General features: G+C 69.9%; 21 protein-coding genes. 10 read left to right on the forward strand and 11 right to left on the reverse strand.

Features of this window, described 5'->3' with window-relative positions:
* The first annotated feature begins 37 nt into the window (after window positions 1–37).
* Window positions 38–883 (forward strand): siderophore-interacting protein, encoded by an 846-nt coding sequence (locus ACAM57_RS20585; protein WP_126024263.1) that lies wholly within the window; start codon window positions 38–40, stop codon window positions 881–883.
* A gap of 46 nt (window positions 884–929) precedes the next feature.
* Here ACAM57_RS20585 and ACAM57_RS20590 read toward each other — a convergent pair whose 3' ends face one another.
* The 3 genes from ACAM57_RS20590 to ACAM57_RS20600 all read right to left on the reverse strand — a co-directional run bounded on the left by ACAM57_RS20590 (window position 930) and on the right by ACAM57_RS20600 (window position 3,982).
* Complete coding sequence (locus tag ACAM57_RS20590) at window positions 930–2,462, reverse strand: DHA2 family efflux MFS transporter permease subunit (protein WP_369658708.1); 1,533 nt, start codon at window positions 2,460–2,462, stop codon at window positions 930–932.
* A complete protein-coding gene (locus tag ACAM57_RS20595; RefSeq protein WP_369658709.1) occupies window positions 2,459–2,932 on the reverse strand; it encodes a MarR family winged helix-turn-helix transcriptional regulator in 474 nt (157 codons plus the stop codon). The genes ACAM57_RS20590 and ACAM57_RS20595 overlap by 4 nt, the downstream gene beginning before the upstream one ends.
* A 72-nt stretch (window positions 2,933–3,004) precedes the next feature.
* Entirely contained in the window at window positions 3,005–3,982 is a 978-nt protein-coding gene (locus tag ACAM57_RS20600; RefSeq protein ID WP_369658710.1) for a magnesium and cobalt transport protein CorA, read from the reverse strand.
* Window positions 3,983–4,214: 232 nt separating this feature from the next.
* Here ACAM57_RS20600 and ACAM57_RS20605 point away from each other — a divergent pair, with 232 nt between their 5' ends.
* A complete protein-coding gene (locus ACAM57_RS20605; RefSeq protein WP_369658711.1) occupies window positions 4,215–5,732 on the forward strand; it encodes a sensor domain-containing diguanylate cyclase in 1,518 nt (505 codons plus the stop codon).
* Between the two features lie 37 nt (window positions 5,733–5,769).
* Here ACAM57_RS20605 and ACAM57_RS20610 read toward each other — a convergent pair whose 3' ends face one another.
* The gene (locus tag ACAM57_RS20610; RefSeq protein ID WP_369658712.1) at window positions 5,770–6,324 is read right to left on the reverse strand and encodes a DUF2878 domain-containing protein; all 555 of its coding nucleotides are present in this window, start codon (window positions 6,322–6,324) and stop codon (window positions 5,770–5,772) included.
* 161 nt (window positions 6,325–6,485) lie between these two features.
* Between ACAM57_RS20610 and ACAM57_RS20615 the strand changes: the two genes are divergently transcribed.
* Entirely contained in the window at window positions 6,486–8,072 is a 1,587-nt protein-coding gene (locus ACAM57_RS20615; protein ID WP_369658713.1) for a cryptochrome/photolyase family protein, read from the forward strand.
* A gap of 33 nt (window positions 8,073–8,105) precedes the next feature.
* On the opposite strand, the gene ACAM57_RS20620 is transcribed toward ACAM57_RS20615, so the two are convergent.
* From ACAM57_RS20620 to ACAM57_RS20630, 3 genes are read right to left on the reverse strand one after another with little or no spacing between them, the layout of a single operon-like run.
* Entirely contained in the window at window positions 8,106–9,323 is a 1,218-nt protein-coding gene (locus tag ACAM57_RS20620; RefSeq protein WP_369658714.1) for a class I SAM-dependent methyltransferase, read from the reverse strand.
* Window positions 9,320–10,108, reverse strand: a complete 789-nt coding sequence (locus ACAM57_RS20625) for a DUF1365 domain-containing protein (RefSeq protein ID WP_369658715.1) — start codon at window positions 10,106–10,108, stop codon at window positions 9,320–9,322. The genes ACAM57_RS20620 and ACAM57_RS20625 overlap by 4 nt, the downstream gene beginning before the upstream one ends.
* Complete coding sequence (locus ACAM57_RS20630; protein WP_369658716.1) at window positions 10,105–11,517, reverse strand: NAD(P)/FAD-dependent oxidoreductase; 1,413 nt, start codon at window positions 11,515–11,517, stop codon at window positions 10,105–10,107. Before ACAM57_RS20630 ends, ACAM57_RS20625 begins: the two co-directional genes overlap by 4 nt.
* A 187-nt stretch (window positions 11,518–11,704) precedes the next feature.
* Here ACAM57_RS20630 and ACAM57_RS20635 point away from each other — a divergent pair, with 187 nt between their 5' ends.
* Both ACAM57_RS20635 and ACAM57_RS20640 read left to right on the forward strand, forming a co-directional pair.
* Entirely contained in the window at window positions 11,705–12,277 is a 573-nt protein-coding gene (locus ACAM57_RS20635; protein WP_240650761.1) for a sigma-70 family RNA polymerase sigma factor, read from the forward strand.
* Entirely contained in the window at window positions 12,277–12,936 is a 660-nt protein-coding gene (locus tag ACAM57_RS20640; RefSeq protein ID WP_369658717.1) for a ChrR family anti-sigma-E factor, read from the forward strand. Before ACAM57_RS20635 ends, ACAM57_RS20640 begins: the two co-directional genes overlap by 1 nt.
* Here the strand turns inward: ACAM57_RS20640 and ACAM57_RS20645 are convergent.
* The 3 genes from ACAM57_RS20645 to ACAM57_RS20655 are packed head-to-tail and all read right to left on the reverse strand — an operon-like array spanning window position 12,899 to window position 15,002.
* Window positions 12,899–13,330: a DUF2177 family protein gene (locus ACAM57_RS20645; protein WP_369658718.1), complete on the reverse strand. Its 432-nt coding sequence runs from the start codon at window positions 13,328–13,330 to the stop codon at window positions 12,899–12,901. The genes ACAM57_RS20640 and ACAM57_RS20645 overlap by 38 nt on opposite strands.
* Complete coding sequence (locus ACAM57_RS20650; RefSeq protein WP_369658719.1) at window positions 13,327–13,953, reverse strand: DUF6134 family protein; 627 nt, start codon at window positions 13,951–13,953, stop codon at window positions 13,327–13,329. The genes ACAM57_RS20645 and ACAM57_RS20650 overlap by 4 nt, the downstream gene beginning before the upstream one ends.
* Window positions 13,953–15,002, reverse strand: a complete 1,050-nt coding sequence (locus ACAM57_RS20655) for a cyclopropane-fatty-acyl-phospholipid synthase family protein (RefSeq protein WP_369658720.1) — start codon at window positions 15,000–15,002, stop codon at window positions 13,953–13,955. The genes ACAM57_RS20650 and ACAM57_RS20655 overlap by 1 nt, the downstream gene beginning before the upstream one ends.
* 188 nt (window positions 15,003–15,190) lie before the next feature.
* Here ACAM57_RS20655 and ACAM57_RS20660 point away from each other — a divergent pair, with 188 nt between their 5' ends.
* From ACAM57_RS20660 to ACAM57_RS20675, 4 genes are all read left to right on the forward strand, one after another.
* Window positions 15,191–15,442, forward strand: coding sequence for an XRE family transcriptional regulator (locus ACAM57_RS20660; protein ID WP_369658721.1), 252 nt, complete (start codon window positions 15,191–15,193; stop codon window positions 15,440–15,442).
* Between the two features lie 66 nt (window positions 15,443–15,508).
* Entirely contained in the window at window positions 15,509–18,139 is a 2,631-nt protein-coding gene (mutS, locus tag ACAM57_RS20665) for a DNA mismatch repair protein MutS (RefSeq protein WP_369658722.1), read from the forward strand.
* Window positions 18,140–18,173: 34 nt separating this feature from the next.
* The gene (locus ACAM57_RS20670; protein WP_126024247.1) at window positions 18,174–19,013 is read left to right on the forward strand and encodes a proteasome-type protease; all 840 of its coding nucleotides are present in this window, start codon (window positions 18,174–18,176) and stop codon (window positions 19,011–19,013) included.
* Window positions 19,014–19,103: 90 nt separating this feature from the next.
* Complete coding sequence (locus ACAM57_RS20675) at window positions 19,104–19,904, forward strand: alpha/beta fold hydrolase (protein WP_369658723.1); 801 nt, start codon at window positions 19,104–19,106, stop codon at window positions 19,902–19,904.
* 20 nt (window positions 19,905–19,924) lie between these two features.
* Here the strand turns inward: ACAM57_RS20675 and ACAM57_RS20680 are convergent, their stop codons facing one another.
* Window positions 19,925–21,397 (reverse strand): amidase, encoded by a 1,473-nt coding sequence (locus ACAM57_RS20680; RefSeq protein ID WP_369658724.1) that lies wholly within the window; start codon window positions 21,395–21,397, stop codon window positions 19,925–19,927.
* A gap of 117 nt (window positions 21,398–21,514) precedes the next feature.
* Here ACAM57_RS20680 and ACAM57_RS20685 point away from each other — a divergent pair, with 117 nt between their 5' ends.
* The gene (locus ACAM57_RS20685; RefSeq protein WP_369658725.1) at window positions 21,515–22,765 is read left to right on the forward strand and encodes an RNA polymerase sigma factor; all 1,251 of its coding nucleotides are present in this window, start codon (window positions 21,515–21,517) and stop codon (window positions 22,763–22,765) included.
* Window positions 22,766–22,772: the final 7 nt, after the last annotated feature.

A 22,772-nucleotide genomic window follows, 5' to 3' on the forward strand; every position in this document is an offset into this window, starting at 1 on the left:
ATCCCAACCAACCCTGTCTCGCAACAGGATTTCCGCAATGACTGACTTCAGTACATCACCAGCGTCCACGGCACCCATCGGGCCGGACCGCACGCCCCGCCGGGTGCGCCACGAGCTGCGCTTCCGCAAGCTCGCGGTGAAGACGGCGCGGCGCGTCACGCCGCACCTGATCCGCGTCACGCTCGCCGGCGATGACCTCGCGGGCTTCTACAGCCCGGGCTTCGACGACCACGTGAAGCTGTTCTTTCCCGACGCCGCCACCGGCAAGCTGAGCCTGCCCACCATGGGCCCCGAAGGCCCGGTGTGGCCCGAAGGCCGCCCCACCATGCGCGACTACACGCCGCGCAACCACGACGCGAAGGCCGGCACGCTCGAGATCGACTTCGCGCTGCACGAGGCCGGTCCGGCCACGCAATGGGCCGAGCAGGCGAAACCCGGCGACATCCTCGGCGTGGGCGGCCCGCGCGGTTCGTTCATCTTGCCGACCGAATTCGACTGGCACCTGCTGATCGGCGACGACACCGCCCTGCCCGCGATCTCGCGGCGCCTCGCCGAACTGCCCGCCGGCTCGCGCGCGGTGGTGCTGGCGGAAGTCGACAGCGAAGCCGACGAGATCGCGTTCGACACGCAGGCCGAGCTCACCCTGAAATGGGCGCACCGCCGAGGCACCGAGCCCGGCCTGAGCCCCGTGCTTGTCGACACGCTGAAGGCCATGCAGCTGCCTGCCGGCGACTTCCACGCGTGGGTGGGCTGCGAATCGGCCATCGCCAAGGCGCTGCGCGCGCACCTGGTGGGCGAGCGCGGCGCGAACCCGAAATGGACGCGGGCCTCGGGCTACTGGCGCCGCGGTGCGGTGGCCACGCACGATTCGCACGACGAGTGAGCCGGGGTTTGCTCCTTACCCCGCTGGGGAGGGAGAAATGCCGGGGTCAGTGCGGCACTTCAGCCGGGCCTGAAGCCGCCGCGCTGCGCCTCGGGCTGCGTATCAGCAGCAGCAGCGGAATCGCCAGCACCGTGATGATCATCATGATGGCGAAGTCGTCGAGGTAGCCGATCAGCGCGCCCTGCCGCGTCACCTCGGCGTTGAGCAGCGCAAGCCCCGTGGCGGTGTCGGGCGACATCGTCTGCGGCAGGGTCGCGAGCGCCGCGTTGCCCGGCGCCACGGTCGAGGCGATCTGCGCATGCGCCCTGCTCGAGCCTTCGGTCAGCAGCGCCTGCACGATCGAGATGCCCACGCTGCTGCCGATGTTGCGCAGCAGGCTGAAGATGGGCGTGCCCTGGTTGCGCAGCCTCGGCGCCAGCGTGGCGAAGGTGGCGGTGGAAAGCGGCACGAAGGTGAAGCCGATGCCCAGCCCCTGGATGAAGCCCGAGACCACGATGAGCGTGCTGTCCATCTGCAGCGTGAGCCGCGTCATCTGGTAACGCGAGAAGGCCGTGAGGCCGAAGCCCAGCGCCATGATCGCGCGCACGTCGATGCGCTGCACCAGCCGCCCGACGATGATCATCGCGATCATCGTTCCCACGCCGCGCGGCGCGGTCACCTCGCCGGTGTAGATCACCGGGTAGCCCATCAGCCCCTGCAGGAAGTTGGGCAGCAAGGCCATGGTCGCGAACAGGATCATGCCGACGATGAACGCGAACAGCAGGCCGGTGACGAAGTTGCGGTCCTTCAGCAGGTCGCGGTCGAAGAAGGAGACGCCCTGCACCGTCCAGGTATGGACCACGAAGAAGCAGAAGGCCACCAGCGCGGCCGCGGCTTCGAGCTTGATCTCCCACGACTCGAACCAGTCGAGCTGCTCGCCGCGATCGAGGAAGAGCTGCAGCATGCCGATGGCGATGCTCAGCGTGACGAAGCCGAAGATGTCCAGCCGCTCGCCCTGCGGCCGGCTCTCGGGCAGGTAGCGCGCGATGCCCCAGAAGGCGAACACGCCCACCGGCAGGTTGATGAAGAACACCCAGCGCCAATCGAAGTTCTCGGTGAGCCAGCCGCCCAGCAGCGGCCCGAGGATGGGCCCGACCATGATGCCCGCGCCCCAGATGGCCATGGCCTGGCCGACCTTCTCGCGCGGGTTGATGTCCAGCAGCACCGCCTGCGACAGCGGCACCAGCGCCGCGCCGAAGATGCCCTGCAGCAGCCGCGCGGCCACGATGCCCACCAGCGAGGTCGCCAGCCCGCACAGCGCCGAAGCCACGGTGAAGCCGATCACCGAGATGATGAACACGCGCCTGCGCCCCCAGTGCCCGCAAAGCCAGCCCGTGAGCGGCAGCGCGATGGCCGAGGCCACGATGTACGAGGTGAGCACCCAGGTGATCTGGTCCTGCGAGGCCTGCAGGCTGCCCTGCATGTGCGGCAGCGCCACGTTGGCGATGGTGGTGTCCAGCGCCTGCATGATGGTCGCCAGCATGATCGAGATGGTGATCATGCCGCGATGCGGCACGGTGGTTCCGGGCGCGACGCTCATGACGGCTTGCGGCCGGCCGGCGAGGTGATCTCCACGAGGCTGCCGTGCACCCGCGCGAGCAGGCTCAGCAGCTGGGCGCGCTCGGCCTGCGAGAGCACCGACATCACGCGGGCGTTGAGCCCGTCGCTGATGCTCAGGGCGCTGTCGAGCGCCTTCTCTGCGCTGGGCTCCAGGTGGATCCTGTTGACGCGGCGGTCGGTGGGGCTGGGCTCGCGGCGTATCCAGCCGGCGGCGGCCATGCGGTCGCACAGGCCGGCCACGGCCATGGGGGTGAGGTCGAGCCGCTGTGCCAGCTCGGCCTGCGAGAGCGGCTCTTCTTCATCGCCATGCATCGCCAGCGCGCCCAGCAGGCGGCACTGCGCGCTGGTGAGCCCGATGCGCTCGCGCGCGAGGCGGTCGAACTCCTCGCTGTAGAGCTTGCCCACGCTCTTGACGAGGAAGCCGAAGCGCTGCGTGAAGTCCCTTTTCATAAGGGACTTGATTGTCTACATGTTTATTAGTTGAGCATTAGCAACGCGGGCATCCGAGGCTCTTGGGAGTCTCTAGAGCCACCCCGCGCGCCTGAACCGGTAGTAGAGATAGCCGCAGGTGCTCACGATCAGCCCCAGCGCTATGCCGTAGCCGTAGCGGAATTTCAGCTCCGGCATGTTCTCGAAGTTCATGCCCCAGATGCCGGCGAAGGCGGTGCACACCGCGAAGATGCTGGCCCAGGCCGCAAGGCGCTTGGTGACCTCGCTCTCCTCGATGGTGACCATCGACAGGTTCACCTGGATCGCCGTGGCGACGGTGTCGCGCATCGCGTCGATCGACGCGTTGATGCGCGCCAGGTGGTCGCCCACGTCGCGGAAGTATTCCTGCGAACTCATGCAGATCTGCGGCACGCGCCCGCCGTGCATCTTGCCGGCCGCCTCCACCAGCGGCGCCACCGCGCGCTTGAGGACCATGCTGCGCCGCTTCAGGTCGTAGAGCTGCTTGATCTTGTCGCGCGCCGCGCCGCCCTGGCCGAATATCTGCTGCTCGATGGACTCCAGCTCCACTTCCAGCGCGTCGATCACCGGGAAGTAGCGGTCGACCACCGCGTCCATCAGCGCGTACAGCACGAAGCCGGCGCCGTGGCGCAGCAACTCCGGCTCGCGCTCGCAGCGCTCGCGCACGCCCAGGAAGCCCTGCTTGCTGCGGTTGCGCACCGACAGCACGTAGTTGGCGCCGACGAATACGTCGACCTCGCCCACGTTCATGCAGTGCTCGCCCTCGGCCGAGGGCTCCACCAGGTGCATGACGACGAAGAGCGAGTGGCCGTACTCCTCCATCTTCGGGCGCTGGTGACCGTGGTGGGCGTCTTCCACCGCCAGCGGATGCAGGCCGAACTCCTTCTGCATCTCGCGCAGTTCCTCGTCGGAGGCATCGCTCAGCGCCACCCAGACGAAGCAGCCGGGCCGGCTGATGTATTCGCTGATGTCCTCGACCGATATGTCGGCGAGCTTGGAGCCGTTTTCGTAGGCGACGCAGTTGATCAGCATCGATGCCCTCGCAGTTCACGTTGGTGGAAGCCTTCGATGGTGCCACGGGCCTCCCGCTGCCGCCGGTGGGGCTGTCGCCGGGGCTTCGGCCGGCTCGGCTAGAGTTCGCCATGGTCCGGCCGGCGCGAGACCGGTGAACGCAGTCCAGCGGCGCAGCGCAGACGCCGCAACGCACAAGATGGGGAAAAGGGAGGAAGTCGATGAGAAAAAGCTTGCTCGAGGAGTCGCTCAAGTGAAGCGGGACGTTCGCCTTGCGAAGACCCTGCTCGCGGCCGTCATGGTCTCGGTGTCGGCAGCCACCGGCTGGCAGCTCTGGACATCGCGCGAACAGACGCTGGCCGCAGCCGACACCAACAACCTCAATCTCGCCCAGGCGCTGAACATCTACGCCGAAGGCATCTTCACCCAGAGCGACATGCTGCTGCAGGGCGTGACCGAGACGCTGAAGGCCGACGGTCACCCGCACGCGCACCTGCAGCGCGTGCAGTCGCTGGTCGAGCGGCAGAAGCGCCTGCTCGACCCGCTCGACGGCGTCGCCGTCCTCGATGCCAGGGGCGACTGGCTGATCTACTCCAAGGGACAGGTTCCGCCGGGCACCAACAGCGCCCATCGGCCCTACTTCGTGCATCACCGCGACACGCGCTCCAACGATGTCCTCATCAGCCCGCCGCTTCGCAATCCGTTCACCGGCGAATGGGGTATCACGGTCAGCCGACGCCTCGAAGACGACAAGGGCCGGTTCGCAGGCGTCGTCGTCATCGGCCTGGGCCTGCAGAACTTCCTGCGCGCATTCGGAACCATCGCCCTGCCCGACACCGGCACCATCGGCCTGAGCACCAACACGGGGCAGATGCTGGTGCTCTATCCCTACCGCGAGAAGTACGTCGGCCTCGATTTCTCGAAGTCGGTCAATTTCCAGCGCCACTTCTCGGGCACTTCGGGTACAGCATCGTTCCGCTCCAGCGTGGATGGAACGAAGCGGCTCTACGCCTTCCGCAAGAGCGACCGCTACCCGGTGCTGACCACCGTGGCGGTGGGCCGCGACCAGGCGCTGCAGGCCTGGAGGCACCAGGCGCTGCTGACGCTCGCCGTCGTCGGCGCCCTGCTGACCGCGGTGGCGGCGGTGGGCTGGAAGCTGATCATCAACATCGGGCGGCGGATCAGAGCCGAGGCTTCGCTGATGGCCGCGCGCGAGGACCTGCTGCAGGCCAACCGCCGGCTGGAGATTTTGGCAACGCAGGACCCGCTCACCGGCCTGGCCAACCGCCGCAGCTTCGACGAAGTGCTGGCGCAGGAATCCCGCCGCGCGGCCAGGGAAGGCACGGCCCTGTCGCTGCTGCTGCTGGACCTGGACTACTTCAAGAGCTTCAACGATGCCTATGGCCACGTCGCCGGCGACCAGTGCCTGAGGGCCGTCGCGATGGCGCTCAGGCGCAGCATCAGGCGCCCGGGCGACCTGGTCGCGCGCTACGGCGGAGAGGAGCTGGCGATCGTGCTGCCCAGCACCGGCCTGCAGGGCGCCCGCAAGGTCGCGGAACTCATGCTCGAACAGGTGCGCGCGCTCGGCATCACCCACAGCGAGAGCCCGCATGGGCAGGTCACCGTCAGCATCGGCGTGGCGACCCTGCAGGACCCGCAGTCGCACGCGCCGGAGCAGCGGCTCGTCGAGGCGGCGGACGCCGCGCTCTACAAGGCCAAGCAGGGTGGACGCAACTGCTGGGTCAGCCAGGAGGAATGGGTGGCGGGCTGAGCCTCATGCGGCTCTGAAGCAGACGGGCCCGGCGGAATCAGCGCAGCATGCGGCGGGTGGCGCGCTGCCCCAGCCAGCGCGCCAGCTCCACGAGCAGCGGCGTGATCACCGCCCAGCCGGCCCCCAGCACCAGCATCGCCCGGCTGGGGTCGGGAAAGTGGCCGGCCCCCATCCGCACCGCGGCCGCGTAAGACAAGGCACCGCCCACGCCGCCGATCACGGCCGAGAGCAGCCAGCGCCCGTGCAGCCAGCGCAGCGGCCCGCGCAGCGTGGTCGAGAACAGCGCCCACAGCCCCAGGATCCACGCGGGCGCCACGCCCGGCCAGGGCCCCGGCGAGGCATAGACCAGCACGCCGCCGCGCGCCATGCCGGTGTCCCATGCCAGGCCCAGCAGCACCGCGCACAGCGCCAGCAGCAGTTCGTCGCGGCGCGCATCGCTGAACCACAGGTTCAGCAGCACGGCGCCGATGCAGGCCGCCACGCCCCAACCGGGGGCGCCGCGCGCGGCGCCCAGCACGCACGCGAACCAGGCGGCCTGGAAGACCACGAGGTTGAGAACGGTGGGGCCGTACTGGCGCAGCAGTGTCTTCATGCGGACCGGGCCTGTTCGGCGAAAGCTGCGGCGGTGATCCGGGCACGGCCCTGCGGCGTAGGGAAGTTGCGGGGCCGGCGACGTTCGGCCCGGGCCGCCGCATTTCCGGGAGTCACGATGCCAGCTTCGATCACGCCAGCCCCGGTGCGGGCGAGCCGTTCATGACGCCGCCGATCCGTCACCTGGTGCTGGTGCTGGGCGACCAGTTGGACAGCAAGGCCTCGGCCTTCGACGGCTTCGATCCCGCGCAGGACGGCATCTGGATGGCCGAGGTGCGCGAGGAGTCCACGCACGTCGCCTCCAGCCGCATCCGCATCGCCCTGTTCCTGTCCGCCATGCGCCATCACGCGCGGCTGCTGCGCGAGCGCGGCTGGCCGCTGCACTACGTGAGCCTGGACGATCCCGCGAACACCGGCAGCCTGGCCGGCGAACTGGCGCGTGCGATCCGGCTGCTGCGGCCCGAGCGGCTGGTGATGACCGCGCCGGGCGACTGGCGCGTGCTGCGCGCGCTGCGTCGCGCCGCCGCAGAGGCCGGGCTCGCGCTGGAGCTGCGCGACGACCGCCACTTCTTCTGTACCGTGCGCGAGTTCGCCGACCATGCCCGCAGCCGCCGCACCCTGCGCATGGAAAACTTCTACCGGCAGATGCGCCGCCAGCACCGCGTGCTGATGGAAGGCGAGGAAGGAACGCAAAGCTACGGGCCCGCCGGAGGGCGCTGGAATTTCGATGCCGACAACCGCCAGCCCTTCGGCGCCGAGGGTCCGGGCATCGTGCCCGAGCCCGCCCGCTTCGAGCCCGACGCGATCACGCAGGAGGTGCTGGCGCTGGTGGCCCGGGAGTTCGAACGCCATCCGGGCGAGCTCGATGGCTTCGCCTGGCCGGTGACGCGCGAGCAGGCGCTGCTGGCGCTGGAGCGCTTCGTCGACGAGCGGCTGCCCGGCTTCGGCCCCTGGCAGGACGCGATCTGGCCCGGCCAGCCCTGGCTGTGGCACGCCCACCTCTCGGCCGCGATGAACCTCAAGCTGATCGAGCCGCGCGAAGTGGTCGCGCGGGTGGAACGCGCCTGGCAGGAGGGCCGCATTCCGCTGCCGAGCGCCGAAGGGTTCATCCGCCAGGTGCTGGGCTGGCGCGAATATGTGCGCGGCGTCTACTGGACCTCCATGCCCGGCCTCGTGGAGTCGAACGCGCTGGATGCGCGGGCGCCGCTGCCGGCCTTCTACTGGACCGGCGATACGCCGATGGCCTGCCTGTCGGACGCGATCCGGCAGACGCTGCGCCTGGGCTACGCCCATCACATCCAGCGCCTGATGATCACTGGCCTGTTCGCGCTGCTGCTCGGCGTGCGGCCGCGCGAGGTCCACGAGTGGTATCTCGCCATCTACGTCGATGCGGTGGAATGGGTGGAGCTGCCCAACACCGCGGGCATGAGCCAGTACGCGGACGGCGGCGTGATGACGAGCAAGCCCTACATCGCCAGCGGCAAGTACATCGAGCGCATGAGCGGCGGGCAGTACTGCGCCCAGTGCCGCTACCGGCCCGGCGTCAGCCAGGGGCCCGAGGCCTGCCCCTTCACGACGCTCTACTGGGACTTCCTGCTCAGGCACCGCGAGCGCTTCGCGAAGCACCAGCGCATCGGCGCGCAGGTGCGCAACCTCTCGCGGCTGTCCGGGCAGCAGGCCGAGGCGATCAGGGCGCAGGCCGCCGCGCTTCGCGACGCGCTCGAAAAGGCGGGCGGCTACACGCCCTGACACCGCGCTCGCCATCTGCCGCCGGCGCCCTCCTCAGGCATCGGCCGCACGCAGCCGGTACAGCCCCACATCGATGCGCCCGGAGCGAAAACCGGCCTCGCAATACGACAGGTAGTAGGTCCACAGCCGCTTGAACGCGGCATCGAAGCCCAGCGGCTCGATCTGCGGCCAGGCCGCCAGGAACCGCCGGCGCCACTCGGCGAGCGTTCGCGCATAGTCCATTCCGAAGCAGTGCGAAGTCTCGATGACGAACCCCGCGCGCCGTGCCTGCTCTTGCAGCACGCTCGGGCTGGGCAGCATGCCGCCCGGGAAGATGCAGTGCTGGATGAAATCGGCGCCCTGGCGGTAGCTGTCGAAGTGCTCGTCGGCGATGGTGATCGCCTGCAGCACCACGACACCGCCGGGCTCGAGGCGGTCGCGCAGGGTCGCGAAGTAGGCGGGCCAGTAGGCCTCGCCGACGGCTTCGATCATCTCGATGGACACGATGCGGTCGAACCGGCCCTGCACGTCGCGGTAGTCCTGCAGCCTCAGGTCGAGCCGCTCGGCCACGCCCCATGCCTGGCCGCGCTCGCGGGCGAAGGCCAGTTGCTCGGCGGACAGCGTGAGCCCCGTCACGCGCGCCTCGTGCCGGCGGGCCAGGCTCGCCGCCAGCGTTCCCCAGCCGCAGCCGATTTCGAGCACGTTCGCGCCTTGCGGGGTGTCGAGCATGCGGTGGATGGCATCGAGGCGGCGCGCCTGGGCGGCCTCGAGAGTGTCGTCGGGCTCGTCGCTGAAGATCGCGCTCGAATACAGCATGCTGTCGTCGAGCCAGTGCCGGTAGAACTCGTTGCCCAGGTCGTAGTGGAAGGAGATGTTGTGCCGGCTGCCGCTGCGGCTGTTCCTGCGCGCCAGGTGCAGCAGCCGCGCCAGCCAGCGCGAAGGGCCGCGGCCCTTGAGCAGCGAGCCCCAGGCGGCCTCGTTGGCCAGGCCGAATTCGAAGAGGGCCAGCAGGTCGGGGCTGTCCCATTCGCCGTCGCGGAAGCTCAGGGCCAGGCCGAGGTCGCCCTGCATGAACAGCCGCACGATCGGCCGCCAGCTCGAAAGGCGCAGGCTGGCATGCGGGCCCGGCTCGCGGCCGGCCACCTCGATGCTGCGCCCGCCGGGCAGCGTCAGCGCCAGCCGGCCGAAGCGCGTGCGCGCGAGCAGGCGCCGCAGCGGCGAGAAGGACGGCACGGCGTCGAGAACGGGGGCGGAGGGCGTGGTCAGGCTCATGGAGTCTCGCTCGTGGAAACGATGGTGATGTCGCGCTCCGGGGCCACCGGACGCGGATGCAGTGGCACGCGCTTGATCCACAGGCGCAGTGCCTGCCAGTGGATGGCCGCGACGACCTTGAGGGTCAGCAGCGGATGGGTCAGGAAGACGCGCAGCAGCGCGACGTCGCTCAGCGCGGTGCGCTGGCCGTCCTGGCGCGCGTTGAGCACGGCGCCGTCGGCATCGTGCACGCTCACGCCGATCGACACCGACTCGCCCGGCGGCGCGATGCGGAAGCGGTAGCGCAGGTCCATGCCGTTGAAGGGCGAGACGTACATCTGCTTGTCGCAGCGCTGATCGATGACCGGGGCGGCGGCGTCGTCCACCGGAATCAGGTAGCTGTGCCGCTGCCCGAAGGTGTTGTTGACCTCGTAGACCATCGCCTGCAGCTCACCCCCCGGGGCGTGGCAGAACCACACGCTGAGCGGGTTGAAGACGTGGCCGAGCAGCCTGGGCATGGTCAGCAGCCGGATCGCCCCGCCCGTGGGCAGGCCGGCCTCACGCAGCCGCGCCTCGACCTGGGCGCGCAGGTCGCGGCCCGAGCCGTCGCCGTAGTCGGCGGCGTGGAAGCTGAACAGGTTGAAGCGGTCCACCGAGAACAGGCGCAGCCGGACGTTCAGCTGCGGCAGCTCGTCGATGTCGACCAGAACGCTGTAGACGCGGTAGGCGAGCCGGTGCCGCCTGGGCCGCAGCCGCTGGTGCATGACGCGCCCGACATAGAGCGCCGAGCCGCCCTGCCCGCTCATGGGGCGACCGCCCTCGCCGCCTGCGCTGCCTGCGCGGCCTGAGGCAGGTGGATGCGCCCGGATTCCCGAGGCACGCTCCAGGGCCGGCGGACGCCACCCAGCGCCTCGGCGACCGCCAGGCCGGACTGCAGCCCGTCCTCGTGGAAGCCGGAGCCGAAGTACGCGCCGCAGAACCAGGTGCGGCGCTGGCCCTGCAGGTTCCAGAGGTGGCGCTGCGCGGCCATGGCGGCGGCATCGAACAGCGGATGGTCGTAGACCTCCGTGCGGATCAGGTGCTCGGGCCGCGGGCCGGCGACGGGGTTGAGCGTCAGGAAGATCGGCTCGGCCCGCGAACCCTGCGGCAGATGGGGTTGCAGCCGGTTCATCCAGTAGGTCACCGTCGGGGCGGCGCCGCTGCCGCGCGTTCCGAGGTAGTTCCAGCTCGACCACACGGAGCGGCGCGCCGGCATCAGTGCCGGGTCGCGGTGCAGCACGGCCAGGTTGCGGCTGTAGGGAAATGCGCCCAGCAGGGCTCGCTCGGCGCTGGAGGCGTCGGGCAGCAGCGCCAGCGACCGGTCGGCGTGGGTCGCCAGCACGACGTGATCGAAGCGCTCGGGCCACCAGCCGCCGGTGGTGCGGATGCGCACGCCGCCGGGCTCGCGATGCAGTTCGAGCACGGCCTGGTCGAGGTGGACCCGGTCGGCAAAAGGCCGGCTCAGGCGCTGCACGTACTCGCGGCTGCCGCCGGCCACGGTGCGCCAGACCGGCCGGTCGCTGATCTGCAGCAGGCCGTGGTTCTCGCAGAAGCGAACGAAGGCCGCCACCGGATAGCGCCCCACCCGCGCGGCGGGCGCCGACCAGATGGCGGCCGCCATGGGATAGAGATGGTCGTCGCGAAACGCGCGGCCGTAGCCGCGGGCGTCCAGGTAGTCGTCCAGCGCCTGGTCGCCGGCGGCCTGGGCATCGCGCGGCGCCTCGCGGTAGAACCGCAGCAACTCACGCAGCATCGACCAGAACCTCGGACTCGCCAGGTTGCGCTTCTGCGCGAACAGGCCGCGCAGGTCGGTTCCTGCGTATTCGAGGCGGCCGGCATCGAGGCTGACGGCGAAGGACATGTCGGAGGCCGCGGTCGGCACGCCCAGGTGCCGGAACAAGGCGCTCAGGTTCGGATAGGCGGGCTCGTTGTAGACGATGAAGCCGGTATCCACCGGCACCGTGCCTTCGCGGCCGGGCGCGTCCACCGTGTTGCTGTGCCCACCGAGGCGCGATTCGCTCTCGAACACCGTCACTTCGTGCCGCTGGGACAAGAGCCAGGCGCAGGAAAGCCCCGAGATGCCGGTGCCGACGACGGCGATGCGCTGGCCCTGCCCCGGCGAGATGGGTGTCGCGAGGACGGTGGGCTGGGCGGGCTGGGGGTCGAAGGGCGGCATGGTGCGTATCCAAGTGTTGGAGCTTGTACGCAGGAAACCACCATTTGGACCATGGCGCATTGCGGCGATGATCCGATCGCGGCCGGATTGCGTAAGGGTTAGCATGGCCGCCGTTCCCGACCCATCCACCCAACCTGCGGGCATTCCGGTGCCCCGCGGCCGCCGAGCGCCCAACTTGACTGTTGTTGTGACCGATTTCAAGCAGCCGCGCCGCTCCGACGACCTCTGGGCGCAGGCCCTGGCGGCCGTGGCCGAACGGCAGGACAGGGAGGCGTTCGCGCGGCTTTTCTCGCACTTCGCGCCGCGCGTCAAGCACTACCTGATGCACATCGGCTGCCCGGAACTGCAGGCCGAGGAACTGGCCCAGGAAGCGCTGGTGAGCGTGTGGCGCAAGGCCGCGCTGTTCGACCCGGCGCAGGCCGCCGTCTCGACCTGGATCTTCACCATCGCGCGCAACCTGCGCGTGGACGCGCTGCGGCGGCGCCAGGGCGTGGAGTCGGCCGAGGAAGAGTTCGATTTCGACCTGCTCCAGGCGGACGGCGCCTCGCTCGACGACGGGCTGCATGCCTCGCGCCTGAACGAACGCCTGCGCAGCGCCTTCCGGCAGCTGCCGCCCGAGCAGCAGCAGGTGCTGCACCTTTCCTATTTCGAAGACGAACCGCATGCCCGCATCGCGGCCCAGCTGAGCATTCCGCTGGGCACCGTGAAGTCGCGCGTGCGCCTGGCGGTCGCTCAGCTGCGCCGCCTGCTGGAACGCTGATGATGGACATCCGACACCACCCCGACGACGACCTGCTGCTGGCCCGGGCCTCCGGCCAGTTGCCGGCCGGAACGCGGCTGGTACTGGCCAGCCACCTCGAACTGTGCCCGCTGTGCCGCGAGCGCGCGCGCACGCTCGATGCCCTGGGCGGCATCCTGCTCGACGAACTTGAGCCCGTGCCGATGGCCGACGATGCGCTGGCGCGCACCTGGGCAGCGATCGACGCGCTCGAGAACGCGCCTGCCGGGACCGTGCGGGTGAGCGCGCCGCCGCCGCTGCCGCCCGGCGCGCGCTGGCCACGCGCCCTCGCCCACTGCAGCGCCACGCCATGGCGCTGGATCGGCCCCGGCATGCGCTGGAGCCGCGTGAGCGTGCCCGAGGCGCCGGATGCGAACGTCTTCCTGCTGCGCATCGCCGCCGGCAAGTACCTGCCGCAGCACACGCACCAGGGGCTGGAGCTGACCCAGGTGCTGCACGGCCGCTTCCACGACGGGCGGGCCCTGTTCGGCCCGGGGGATTTCGACGCGGCGGATGGAGAAATCCACCACCAGCCCGTGGTCCAGGACGGCAGCGAGTGCATCTGCCTCGCCTCACTGGACGGCCGCCTGCGCTTCGAAAGCGCTATCGCGCGCGTGCTGGGTTCGCTCGTCGGGATGTGAGGCGGGCAGACACCCAGGCCGCCACGCCGCTCACGAAGCTGCCCCACACCAGGTCCGCGATGGTGATGGCCCAGGGCCAGTCGCGCAGCGTCGCCTGGTTGGTGAGGTCGTAGGTGGCGTAGGCCACCAGCCCGAAGAAGGCGCCGCGCCGCAGTGCCACGCCGGCCGAGCCTTCTGCCAAGGCCGGCGCGATCGCGAAGACCAGCAGGCCCGCCAGGTAGATGGCATAGAAAAGCACCGCCGCGAGCCAGTCGACGTCGGACGCCATCAGGTCGCCGAGCGCCGGCTTGTACAGGCGCGGGCCCATGAGCGACAGCCACACGGCGTCCAGCACGAGAAAGCTCAAGAGTGCCCACAGGTAGGCGATGGACAAGGTGCGGGCAGAAGGTTTCATGGTGCGCCAGTAGGAGAAGTCAATCGGTAACTCAGCTGCCGGTCGCCCTTGGTCTGGGCGTCCAGCCCGATCCAGCGCCCGCTGTCGGCGGCATACCAGATGCGGATGCGCTGCTGTGCGGCCTGCAGGCGCCAGCCCCGCGCCCGCACGGGCTGGCCGCGGACCTCGATGTTGGTGTCGGGCAGCGGCTCGAAGCGCACCGGCTCCAGCTTGCCGGTCTGCGGATCGACCAGGCGCTGCTGCTTCGGCAGGCGGGGGTTCCAGTAGGCGAAAGTCATCACGCAGTCGTCCTCGAAGCGGCGCGCGACCTGCTGCCGCGTGCCGTCGTCGTCGGTGTCGGCGCGCAGTTCGCGCAGGCAGTCGCCGGCCCAGCGCTCCCCGGCGTGATGGCGATAGCGGTAGACGGGCACGCCGAGCATGCGCACGACGAAGTCGGCGCGGCTGTCGACGCTGCGCGCCGCCGCGCTGCCGCCGACCGCGAAGCGATGCGTGCCGATGGGCTTGCCGTCGAGCGTGGCGGTGAAGTTCCACTCGCCTTCCTCGGTCGCGCCCTCCTGCGCCGAGGCCGTGAAGGCCATGCAGGCGGCCATCGCCAGGGCGAGAGCCAGGGCGCGCGCCGGCATCAGCGCTTCTCGAACAGGTAGTGGGCGACCCACCACTGGCCGCCTTCGGCGTAGCCGAACAACTCTTCCACCGAGATGAAGAAAAGGCGCCAGCGCGTCCACCAGATGGGCGCCTCGCTCTCGCCGTAGACGGAAGCCAAGAGCGGCATGAGCTCGTCGCGCCGGGCGTCCATGCGCGCCAGCCAGGCGGCGGAGGTCTTCGCATAGTGGCGGCCGTTCCAGCGCCACTGGTTCAGCAGGCGCAGGTCGTCCTGGCAGCGCAGGGCGAGGTCGTCGCCGGGCATCATGCCGCCCGAGAAGAAGTAGCGGCTCATCCAGTCGCTCGCGTCGCGCACCTCGAAGGGATACGGCGCCTCGCGGTGCACGAACACGTGCATGAAGAAGCGCCCCTGCGGATTCAGCCAGCGCGCGACGTTCGAGAAGGCGCGCGGCCAGTTGCGCAGGTGCTCGAACATTTCCACCGACACCACGCGGTCGAAGCGCCCGGCCGTCTCGAAGTCGTTGAAGTCGCAGGTGATCACCTCGAGGTTGCCCAGGCCGCGGGCCGCGGCCTCGGCAGTGATGAACATCCGTTGCGAATGCGAGTTGGACACCGCCGTGATGCGCGAGCCCGGAAAGCGCTCGGCCATCCACAGGCTCAGCGAACCCCAACCGCAGCCGAGTTCGAGGATGCGCTGCCCGTCTGCAAGGCCCGCACGCGCGCAGGTCTCGGCCAGCGCGGCCGCCTCGGCCTGCTCCAGCGTGTCGACCCCTTCGGGCCACCAGCAGCAGCTGTACTTGCGGTGCGGCCCGAGCACTGCGGCGAAGAAATCAGCCGGCAACTCGTAATGCTGCTCGTTGGCCTTCTCGGGCAGCAGGGCCAGCGGGGCGTTGCGCAGTTCGTCGAAGAATGCCTGCGAGTGCCGCGCGACGGCCTCGGGGTTGCCGCTGTCCAGTTCGGCCAGGCGCTGGCGCAGCAGCCGCCGCACGCCGATGCGGACGGCGCCGTCGGGCACCAGACCCTGTTCGACCCAGTGGATGGCGGCGGATGCGCTGGAGGCTCGGGGCATGGCGGGACGTCGGCAGTGGTTGGTCCCGTGGTACGCAAGGCCGGGCGCGCCGGATCACCGCGCGACGAATTCCGCTTCAGGCCGGCGGCGAACACGGCGCCGGGCGCAGGCCGGCGATACGCGCATTGAACGTAGAATGCCCGCGGCACTTTCACCCGTGCGCGCAGGCGTCATGCGCCATGCCTCCCATGCCCTCCCCGAACAAGCACTCCAGCCCCTCGCCCGCCGCCGTCCGCGACGCCCGCATTGCCGCGGGCCTCACGCAGACCGAGGCCGCGCAGACGGTGCAGGCCTCGCTGCGCGGATGGCAGCAGTGGGAGGCCGGCGACCGCTCGATGGCGCCGGGCCTCTTCGAGCTGTTCATGCTCAAGACGAGGCAGTGGCCGCTCGAGGGCGGCCATGGGGCCGGCCGAACGGAGAGCCGCGCGGAAAATGCCTAGGAACGTCCCCCACCTGCCCCCCATGCCCCGCGCGCCGGCGGCATGGATCGCAAGCAACTGATTGAAATGACCAAGACAGACCTCTCTGGGCACACGCCGATGATGGCCCAGTACCTGGGCCTGAAAGCCGACCATCCGGACACCCTTCTGTTCTACCGGATGGGCGACTTCTACGAACTCTTCTGGGCCGACGCCGAGAAGGCCGCGCGCCTGCTCGACATCACGCTCACCCAGCGCGGCCAGTCCGCCGGCCAGCCGGTGGTGATGTGCGGCGTGCCCTTCCACTCGGTCGACACCTACCTGGCCCGCCTCATCAAGCTGGGCGAATCGGTCGCCATCTGCGAGCAGGTGGGCGAAGTGGGCGCCGCCAAGGGCCCGGTCGAGCGCAAGGTGGTGCGCGTGGTCACGCCCGGCACGCTGACCGACTCCGAGCTTCTCAACGACAAGGCCGATTCGCTGCTGCTCTCGGTGCACGCGGGCACGCGCAACGTCTGCGGCCTGGCCTGGCTCAGCGTGACCGGCGCCGAGCTGCGGCTGGCCGAGTGCCCCTCCGACGCGCTCGAAGCCTGGATCGCGCGCATCGGCCCCAGCGAGCTGCTCTACAGCGCCGAAGTCACGCCCGCCTTCGAGCAGCGCCTGAAGGCCGCGCGCGCCGCCACGCCCTTCACGCTTTCGCTGCGCCCGGCGTGGCAGTTCGACGGCGGCCTCGGCGAGCGCAAGCTGGCCGAGCAGATGGGCAGCAACAGCCTCGCGGCCTGGAACGCCGAATCGCTCGCCAACGCGCACGCCGCGGCGGCCGCGCTGCTGGGCTACGCCGAGCACACGCAGGGCCGGGCGCTCTCGCACGTGCAGCGCCTCTCGGTGGAGCGCGACGGCGACCTGATCGAGCTGCCGCCCACCACGCGGCGCAACCTCGAGCTGGTGCAGACACTGCGCGGCGAAGACTCGCCCACCATGTTCTCGCTGCTCGACACCTGCATGACCGGCATGGGCAGCCGCCTGCTCAAGCGCTGGCTGCTCTCGCCCCGGCGCGACCGCTCCGAGGCGCAAGGCCGCCTCGAAGCCATCGGCACGCTGCAGGCCACGGCCCCCGGTGCCACGGCCGCCCCCTGGCGCACGCTGCGCGAGCAGCTCAAGAACACCAGCGACGTGGAACGCATCGCCGCGCGCATCGCGCTGCGACAGGTGCGCCCGCGCGAACTGCTGGCGCTGCAGCTGGCGCTCGCGAAGGCGGAGCAGCTCGCACCGATGCTGCCCGCGGCGTCCGCCCTGCTCGGCCAGATCGCCGAGCGGCTCGCCCCGCCGCCGGGCTGCGCCGCCTTGCTGACCAGCGCCATCAAGCCCGACCCATCCGCGCTGGTGCGCGACGGCGGCGTGATCGCCACCGGCCACGACGCCGAGCTCGACGAACTGCGCGCCATCAGCGAGAACTGCGACGACTTCCTGCTCAAGCTCGAGATCAGCGAGCGCGAGCGCACCGGCATCGGCAATCTGCGGGTGCAGTTCAACCGTGTGCACGGCTTCTACATCGAGGTGACACAGAGCGCGCTCTCCAAGGTGCCCGACAACTACCGCCGCCGCCAGACGCTGAAGAACGCCGAGCGCTTCATCACGCCCGAGCTGAAGGCCTTCGAGGACAAGGCCCTGAGCGCGCAGGACCGCGCCCTGGCCCGCGAGAAGTGGCTCTACGAGCAGCTGCTCGACGCGCTGCAGCCCTCGGTGCCCGCGCTCACGCAACTGGCCGGCGGCCTCGCCACGCTCGACGCGCTGTGCGCGCTGGCCGAGCGCTCGCACACGCTGCACTGGCGCGCGCCCAGCTTCGTGTCGCACCCGTGCATCGAGATCCAGCAGGGTCGCCACCCGGTGGTGGAGGCACGGCTGGCCGAGAAGTCGTCGGGCGGCTTCATCGCCAACGACACGCAACTGGGGCCGCAGCAGCGCATGCAGGTCATCACCGGCCCCAACATGGGCGGTAAGTCGACGTACATGCGGCAGGTGGCGATCATCGTGCTGCTGGCCTCCATCGGCTCGCACGTGCCGGCGGCAGCCTGCCGGCTCGGGCCGATCGACGCGATCCACACCCGCATCGGCGCGGCGGACGACCTGGCCAACGCGCAGTCGACCTTCATGCTGGAGATGACCGAGGCCGCGCAGATATTGCACAGCGCCACCGCCCAGTCGCTGGTGCTCATGGACGAGATCGGCCGTGGCACCAGCACCTTCGACGGGCTGGCGCTGGCCGCCGGCATCGCGGCCCAGCTGCACGACCGCAGCAAGGCCTTCACGCTGTTCGCCACGCACTATTTCGAACTGACCGAGTTCCCGGCCACGCACCACGGCGCGGTGAACATGCACGTGAGCGCCACCGAGGCGGGCCGCGACATCGTCTTCCTGCACGAAATGCAGCCCGGCCCGGCCAGCAAGAGCTACGGCATCCAGGTGGCGCGGCTGGCGGGCATGCCCGCGGCGGTGGTCAACCACGCGCGGCAGGCGCTGGAGGCACTTGAATCGCAGCATGCGCAAACTCGTGCACAGGTCGACCTGTTCGCGCCGCCTCCGGTGGCCGAAACACCCATGGCCAGCGCCGTAGAATCCGCGCTGGCCGCGCTCGACCCCGACACGATGAGCCCGCGCGAGGCCCTCGATGCCTTGTATGCCCTTCAGAAACTGAACAAACGTGAACTCGGCGCCGCATGACCCGGCACAGTTCATGCCAGATGAACCTGAACCCATGACTTACTGCGTAGGCATCAAACTCAACGCCGGCCTGGTGTTTCTCTCCGACTCCCGCACCAACGCGGGCGTGGACCACATCAGCACATTCCGCAAGATGATCGTCTACGAGCAGCCGGGCGACCGCGTCATGGTGCTGCTCTCGTCGGGCAACCTGAGCATCTCGCAGTCGGTGCGCGAGATCCTCCAGATCGAGGAACTGCGCGAAACCCGCGAGGATGGCAGCCAGGGCGCCCCCATCACCATCTGGAACGCCAGGAGCATGTTCGACGCCGCCCGCGTGCTGGGCTCGGCGGTGCGCCATGTGTACGACCGCGACGCCGAGGCGCTGAAGCACGCGGGGCTCGACTTCAACGTGTCCTTCATCTTCGGCGGGCAGGTCAAGGGCGAGGGCATGCGCCTCTTCCTGGTCTACGCGGCCGGCAACTTCATCGAGGCCACCACCGAGACGCCCTACTTCCAGGTCGGCGAGTCGAAGTACGGCAAGCCGGTGCTCGACCGCGTCCTCACGCCCGAGACCCCGCTGGACGAGGCGGCCAAGTGCGCGCTCGTGTCGATGGACTCGACCATGAAGTCGAACCTGTCGGTCGGCCTGCCGCTGGACATGGTGGTCTACGAGGCCAACAAGCTCGAGACCGACCGCGTGATCTGCATCGACGCCGACAACCCCTACTACCGCATGGTGCACAACAGCTGGGGCCAGAAACTGCGCGAGGTGTTCGACAGCATCGAGGACCCGGTGTGGGACGACAGCCATACCGAGCACCCGCTGAAGATGCCCGCGACGCGCCACAGCCCGCTGCGCAAGATCTCGACCCCCGACGAAAAGCTCATCTGAAATGATGCCCCCCGGCTTGCCACTTCGTGTGCTTCTCCACCCCCCGAGGGGGAGGCTCGGCCGCCTTGGGGCGGCCCGGCGACGGCCGTGATGCCCCCCGTCGTCTTCTCGCACGGCAACAGCTTTCCCGCGAGCACCTACCGCGTCGTCCTCGACAGCCTGCGCAACCGCGGCTTCGAGGTCGATGCCATCGAGAAATTCGGGCACGACCCGAAGTACCCCGTCACCGACAACTGGCCGCACCTGGTGCAGCAGCTGGCCGACTTCGCCAAGGCGCGCGCCGACCGCGCGGGCGCGCCGGTGTTCCTTATCGGCCATTCGCTCGGCGGCTTCCTGAGCCTGATGTGCGCCGCCCAGCACCCCGAGCTGGCGCGCGGCGTGCTGCTGATCGACTCGCCCATCCTCGGCGGCTGGCGCGCGAACACGCTCAACGTGGTCAAGCGCACGCCGCTCATGAAGAGCGTGTCGCCCGGCGCCATCAGCCGCAAGCGCAAGAACAGCTGGGAGCACCGCGAGGCGGTGTTCGAGCACTTCCGCAGCAAGAAGGCCTTCGCGAAGTGGGACGAGCAGGTGCTGCACGACTACATCGACCACGGCACCTTCGACGCGGATGACGCACGCGCGCTGAGCTTCGACCGCGACGTCGAGACCGCCATCTACAACACCCTGCCCCACAACCTCGGCGCGCTGCTGCGGGCGCACCCGCTCAAGTGCAAGGCAGCCTTCATCGGCGGGCGCCAGTCGGCCGAGATGAAGCGCGTGGGCATGGCGATGACCCAGCAGGTCACCAAGGGCCGCATCGCCATGCTGGACGGCACGCACCTGTTCCCGATGGAAAAGCCGCTGGCCACCGCGGCGGCCATCGAGGCCGCGCTGCGCAACCTGCTCTGAGCCGGCAGCCGGCGGCCCCGTCACGCCTGCGTGACGTGCACTCCCGGCCGGCGCCCCGCATTCCACTTGCCGCCCAGCGCCCGCTCGATCTGCGCGGCCAGCTGCAGCAGCAGCCCGTCGTTGGCCTGCGCCGCCTGTGCCTGGATGCCCAGCGGCAGGCCGTTTTCCTGCGCCGCCATCGGCAGCGAGATGCCCGGCATGCCGCACAGGTTGGCCAGCGGCGTGTACGCGAAGTTCTGCCAGAGGTTGGCGAACCAGTCGTATACCGAGGGGTTCGTGCTGGTCGTGAGGTACTCGCTGGTGCCCACCTTGGGCGTGGGCAGTGCGGTGATGGGCGTGAGGATGATGTCCCAGCGCTGGAAGAATTCGCCGAAGGCGCGCGAGGTGGTGTTGAACACCGCCTGCATCTTCGCGCGCTCGGTGTAAGAGGTGTGCAGCCCGGCTTCCCAGATCTTGATGTTGATCGGCTCCAGCAGCTCGGCCGGCGGACGCTCCAGGCCCAGCCGGTGCAGGTGGCCGTCGATGACCTGCGCGAAGTTGCTGATGTAGCAGGTGGTCTGGGCGTCGAAGGCGGCCTTGAAGTCGATCTCGGGCAGCACCCATTCGACGTGATGGCCCAGCCCCTCGAGGAACTTGCCCACCCGCTCCAGCTCGGCCACGAAATGCGGCGTGGCGCGGAAGTCGCCCCACTCGTGCGACAGCGCGATGCGCAGCCGGCCCGGATCGCGCTGGATGAGCTCGCTGTACGGCTCGGCCGGCGACCAGAAGGGCATGAACTCGCCGGGCGCGCCGCCACGGCAATGATCGACGAAGGCGGCCGTGTCGCGCACGGTGCGGCTGTGGCAGCCCTGGATCGACACCAGCCCCGAAAGATCCGACAGCCCCGGCGCCAGCGAGAACACGCCGCGCGACACCTTCAGGCCGATGTTGCCGTTCACGCCCGCCGGAATGCGGATGGAGCCGCCGCCGTCGGTGGCGTGCGACAGCGGCAGCACGCCTGCGGCCACGATCGCCGCCGTGCCGGCCGACGAGCCGCAGGTGGTGTATTCGAGGTCCCAGGGGTTGCGCGTGACGTGGAAGGCGTTCTCCGCCGAGCTGCACACGCCGAACTCCGGCGTGGTGCTGCGGCCCATGATGTTGAGGCCCGCCTTGCGCAGCTGCTGCGTGAGGAAGCTGTCGGCTGCCGGGCGGTGGCCCTGCATCATCATCGAGCCGAACTCCTGCAGGCGGCCCTTCAACGTGGGGCCCAGGTCCTTCATCAGATAGGGCAGGCCCGCGAAGACGCCCTCGGGGTTCATGCCGTCCTTCAGCGGATCGGCCACCACGTCGTCGAAGACTTCGACGACCGCGTCGAGCCGCGGATCGAGCCTCGTGATGCCGGCGGCAGCCTGCGCGGCCAGCTCCGCCGCGCTCACGTCGCCCTTGCGCACACGTTCGGCCAGGCCGATGCCGTCGTGGTCGGCCCATTCGCTCCAGCTCATTGCCAGCGTCATTCGCATTGCTCCATTTCTTGTTCGGTGAGGAAAGTGCGTCCGATTTTGCCGAGCGTGTCGGCGCGACGCATACTGACGCGTCCTTGGGTGAGCAAGAACGAAGGACAAGCGCACCGCATGACCGACGACACCGCCTGGATCGCCACCACCCTGGCCGCCTCGCGCCCGCGCGCGGTGGCCGCGCTGCTGCGCTACTTCCGCGAGCTCGACATGGCCGAGGAGGCCTTCCAGGAAGCCTGCCTGCGCGCCCTGCGGCACTGGCCCGCGAGCGGCCCGCCGCGCGACCCGCTGGCCTGGCTGATCTTCGTGGGGCGCAACGCGGCGCTCGACGAGGTGCGCCGGCGCGGCCAGCACGAGCCGTTGCCCGAGGACGACGCGCTCATCTCCGACCTCGACGACACCGAGGCCGCCCTGGTCGAGCAGCTCGACCAGGCGCACTACCGCGACGACGTGCTGCGCCTGCTCTTCGTCTGCTGCCACCCCGAGCTGCCGCTCACGCAGCAGATCGCGCTGGCGCTGCGCATCGTCTCGGGGCTGTCGGTGCGGGAGATCGCGCGCGCCCTCCTGGTCGGCGAGGCCGCGATGGAGCAGCGCATCACCCGCGCCAAGAAGCGCGTGGCCTCGGCCGGCATTCCCTTCGACACGCCCGGCCGGCGCGAGCGCGACGAGCGGCTGGCGGCCGTGTGCACCACCGTCTACCTGCTCTTCAACGAAGGCTATTCGGCCAGCGGCGGCGAGGAGCACGTGCGCGCCGCGCTCTGCGAAGAGGCGATACGCCTCGCGCGGCTGCTGCTCGAACTCTTCCCCGGCGAGCCCGAGCTGATGGGCCTGGCCGCCCTGCTCCTGCTGCAGCACGCGCGCGCCGATGCACGGCTCGACGGGGGCGGCATGGTCGTCCTGCTCGAAGACCAGGACCGCTCCCGCTGGAACCGCGCGCTCATCGCCGAAGGGCTGGCGCTGGTCGAAGGCGCGCTGCGGCAGCGCAAGCCCGGCCCCTATCAGCTGCAGGCCGCCATCGCCGCCACCCACGCGCAGGCCGCGCGCGCCGAAGACACCGACTGGGCCGAGATCGACCGCCTCTACGCCGCGCTCGAAACACTGCAGCCCTCTCCCGTCGTCACGCTGAACCGCGCGGTGGCAGTGCACAAGCTGCGCGGGCCGCAGGTCGCGCTGGCCCTGACCGAACCGCTGGCCGGCGCTCTGGACGGCTACTTTCACTTCCACGGCCTGCGGGGCGCACTGCTGATGGAGTTGCAGCGCCCCGACGAGGCCCGCGCCGCCTTCGCTCGCGCCCTGGGCATGGCCCGTACCGCCGCGGAGGCCGCGCACATCCGGGCGATGCTCGACCGCCTGGGCAGGCCCGGCTGACCCGATT

The sequence above is a fragment of the Variovorax sp. V15 genome (genome assembly GCF_041154425.1).
GTDB lineage: Bacteria > Pseudomonadota > Gammaproteobacteria > Burkholderiales > Burkholderiaceae_C > Variovorax > Variovorax guangxiensis.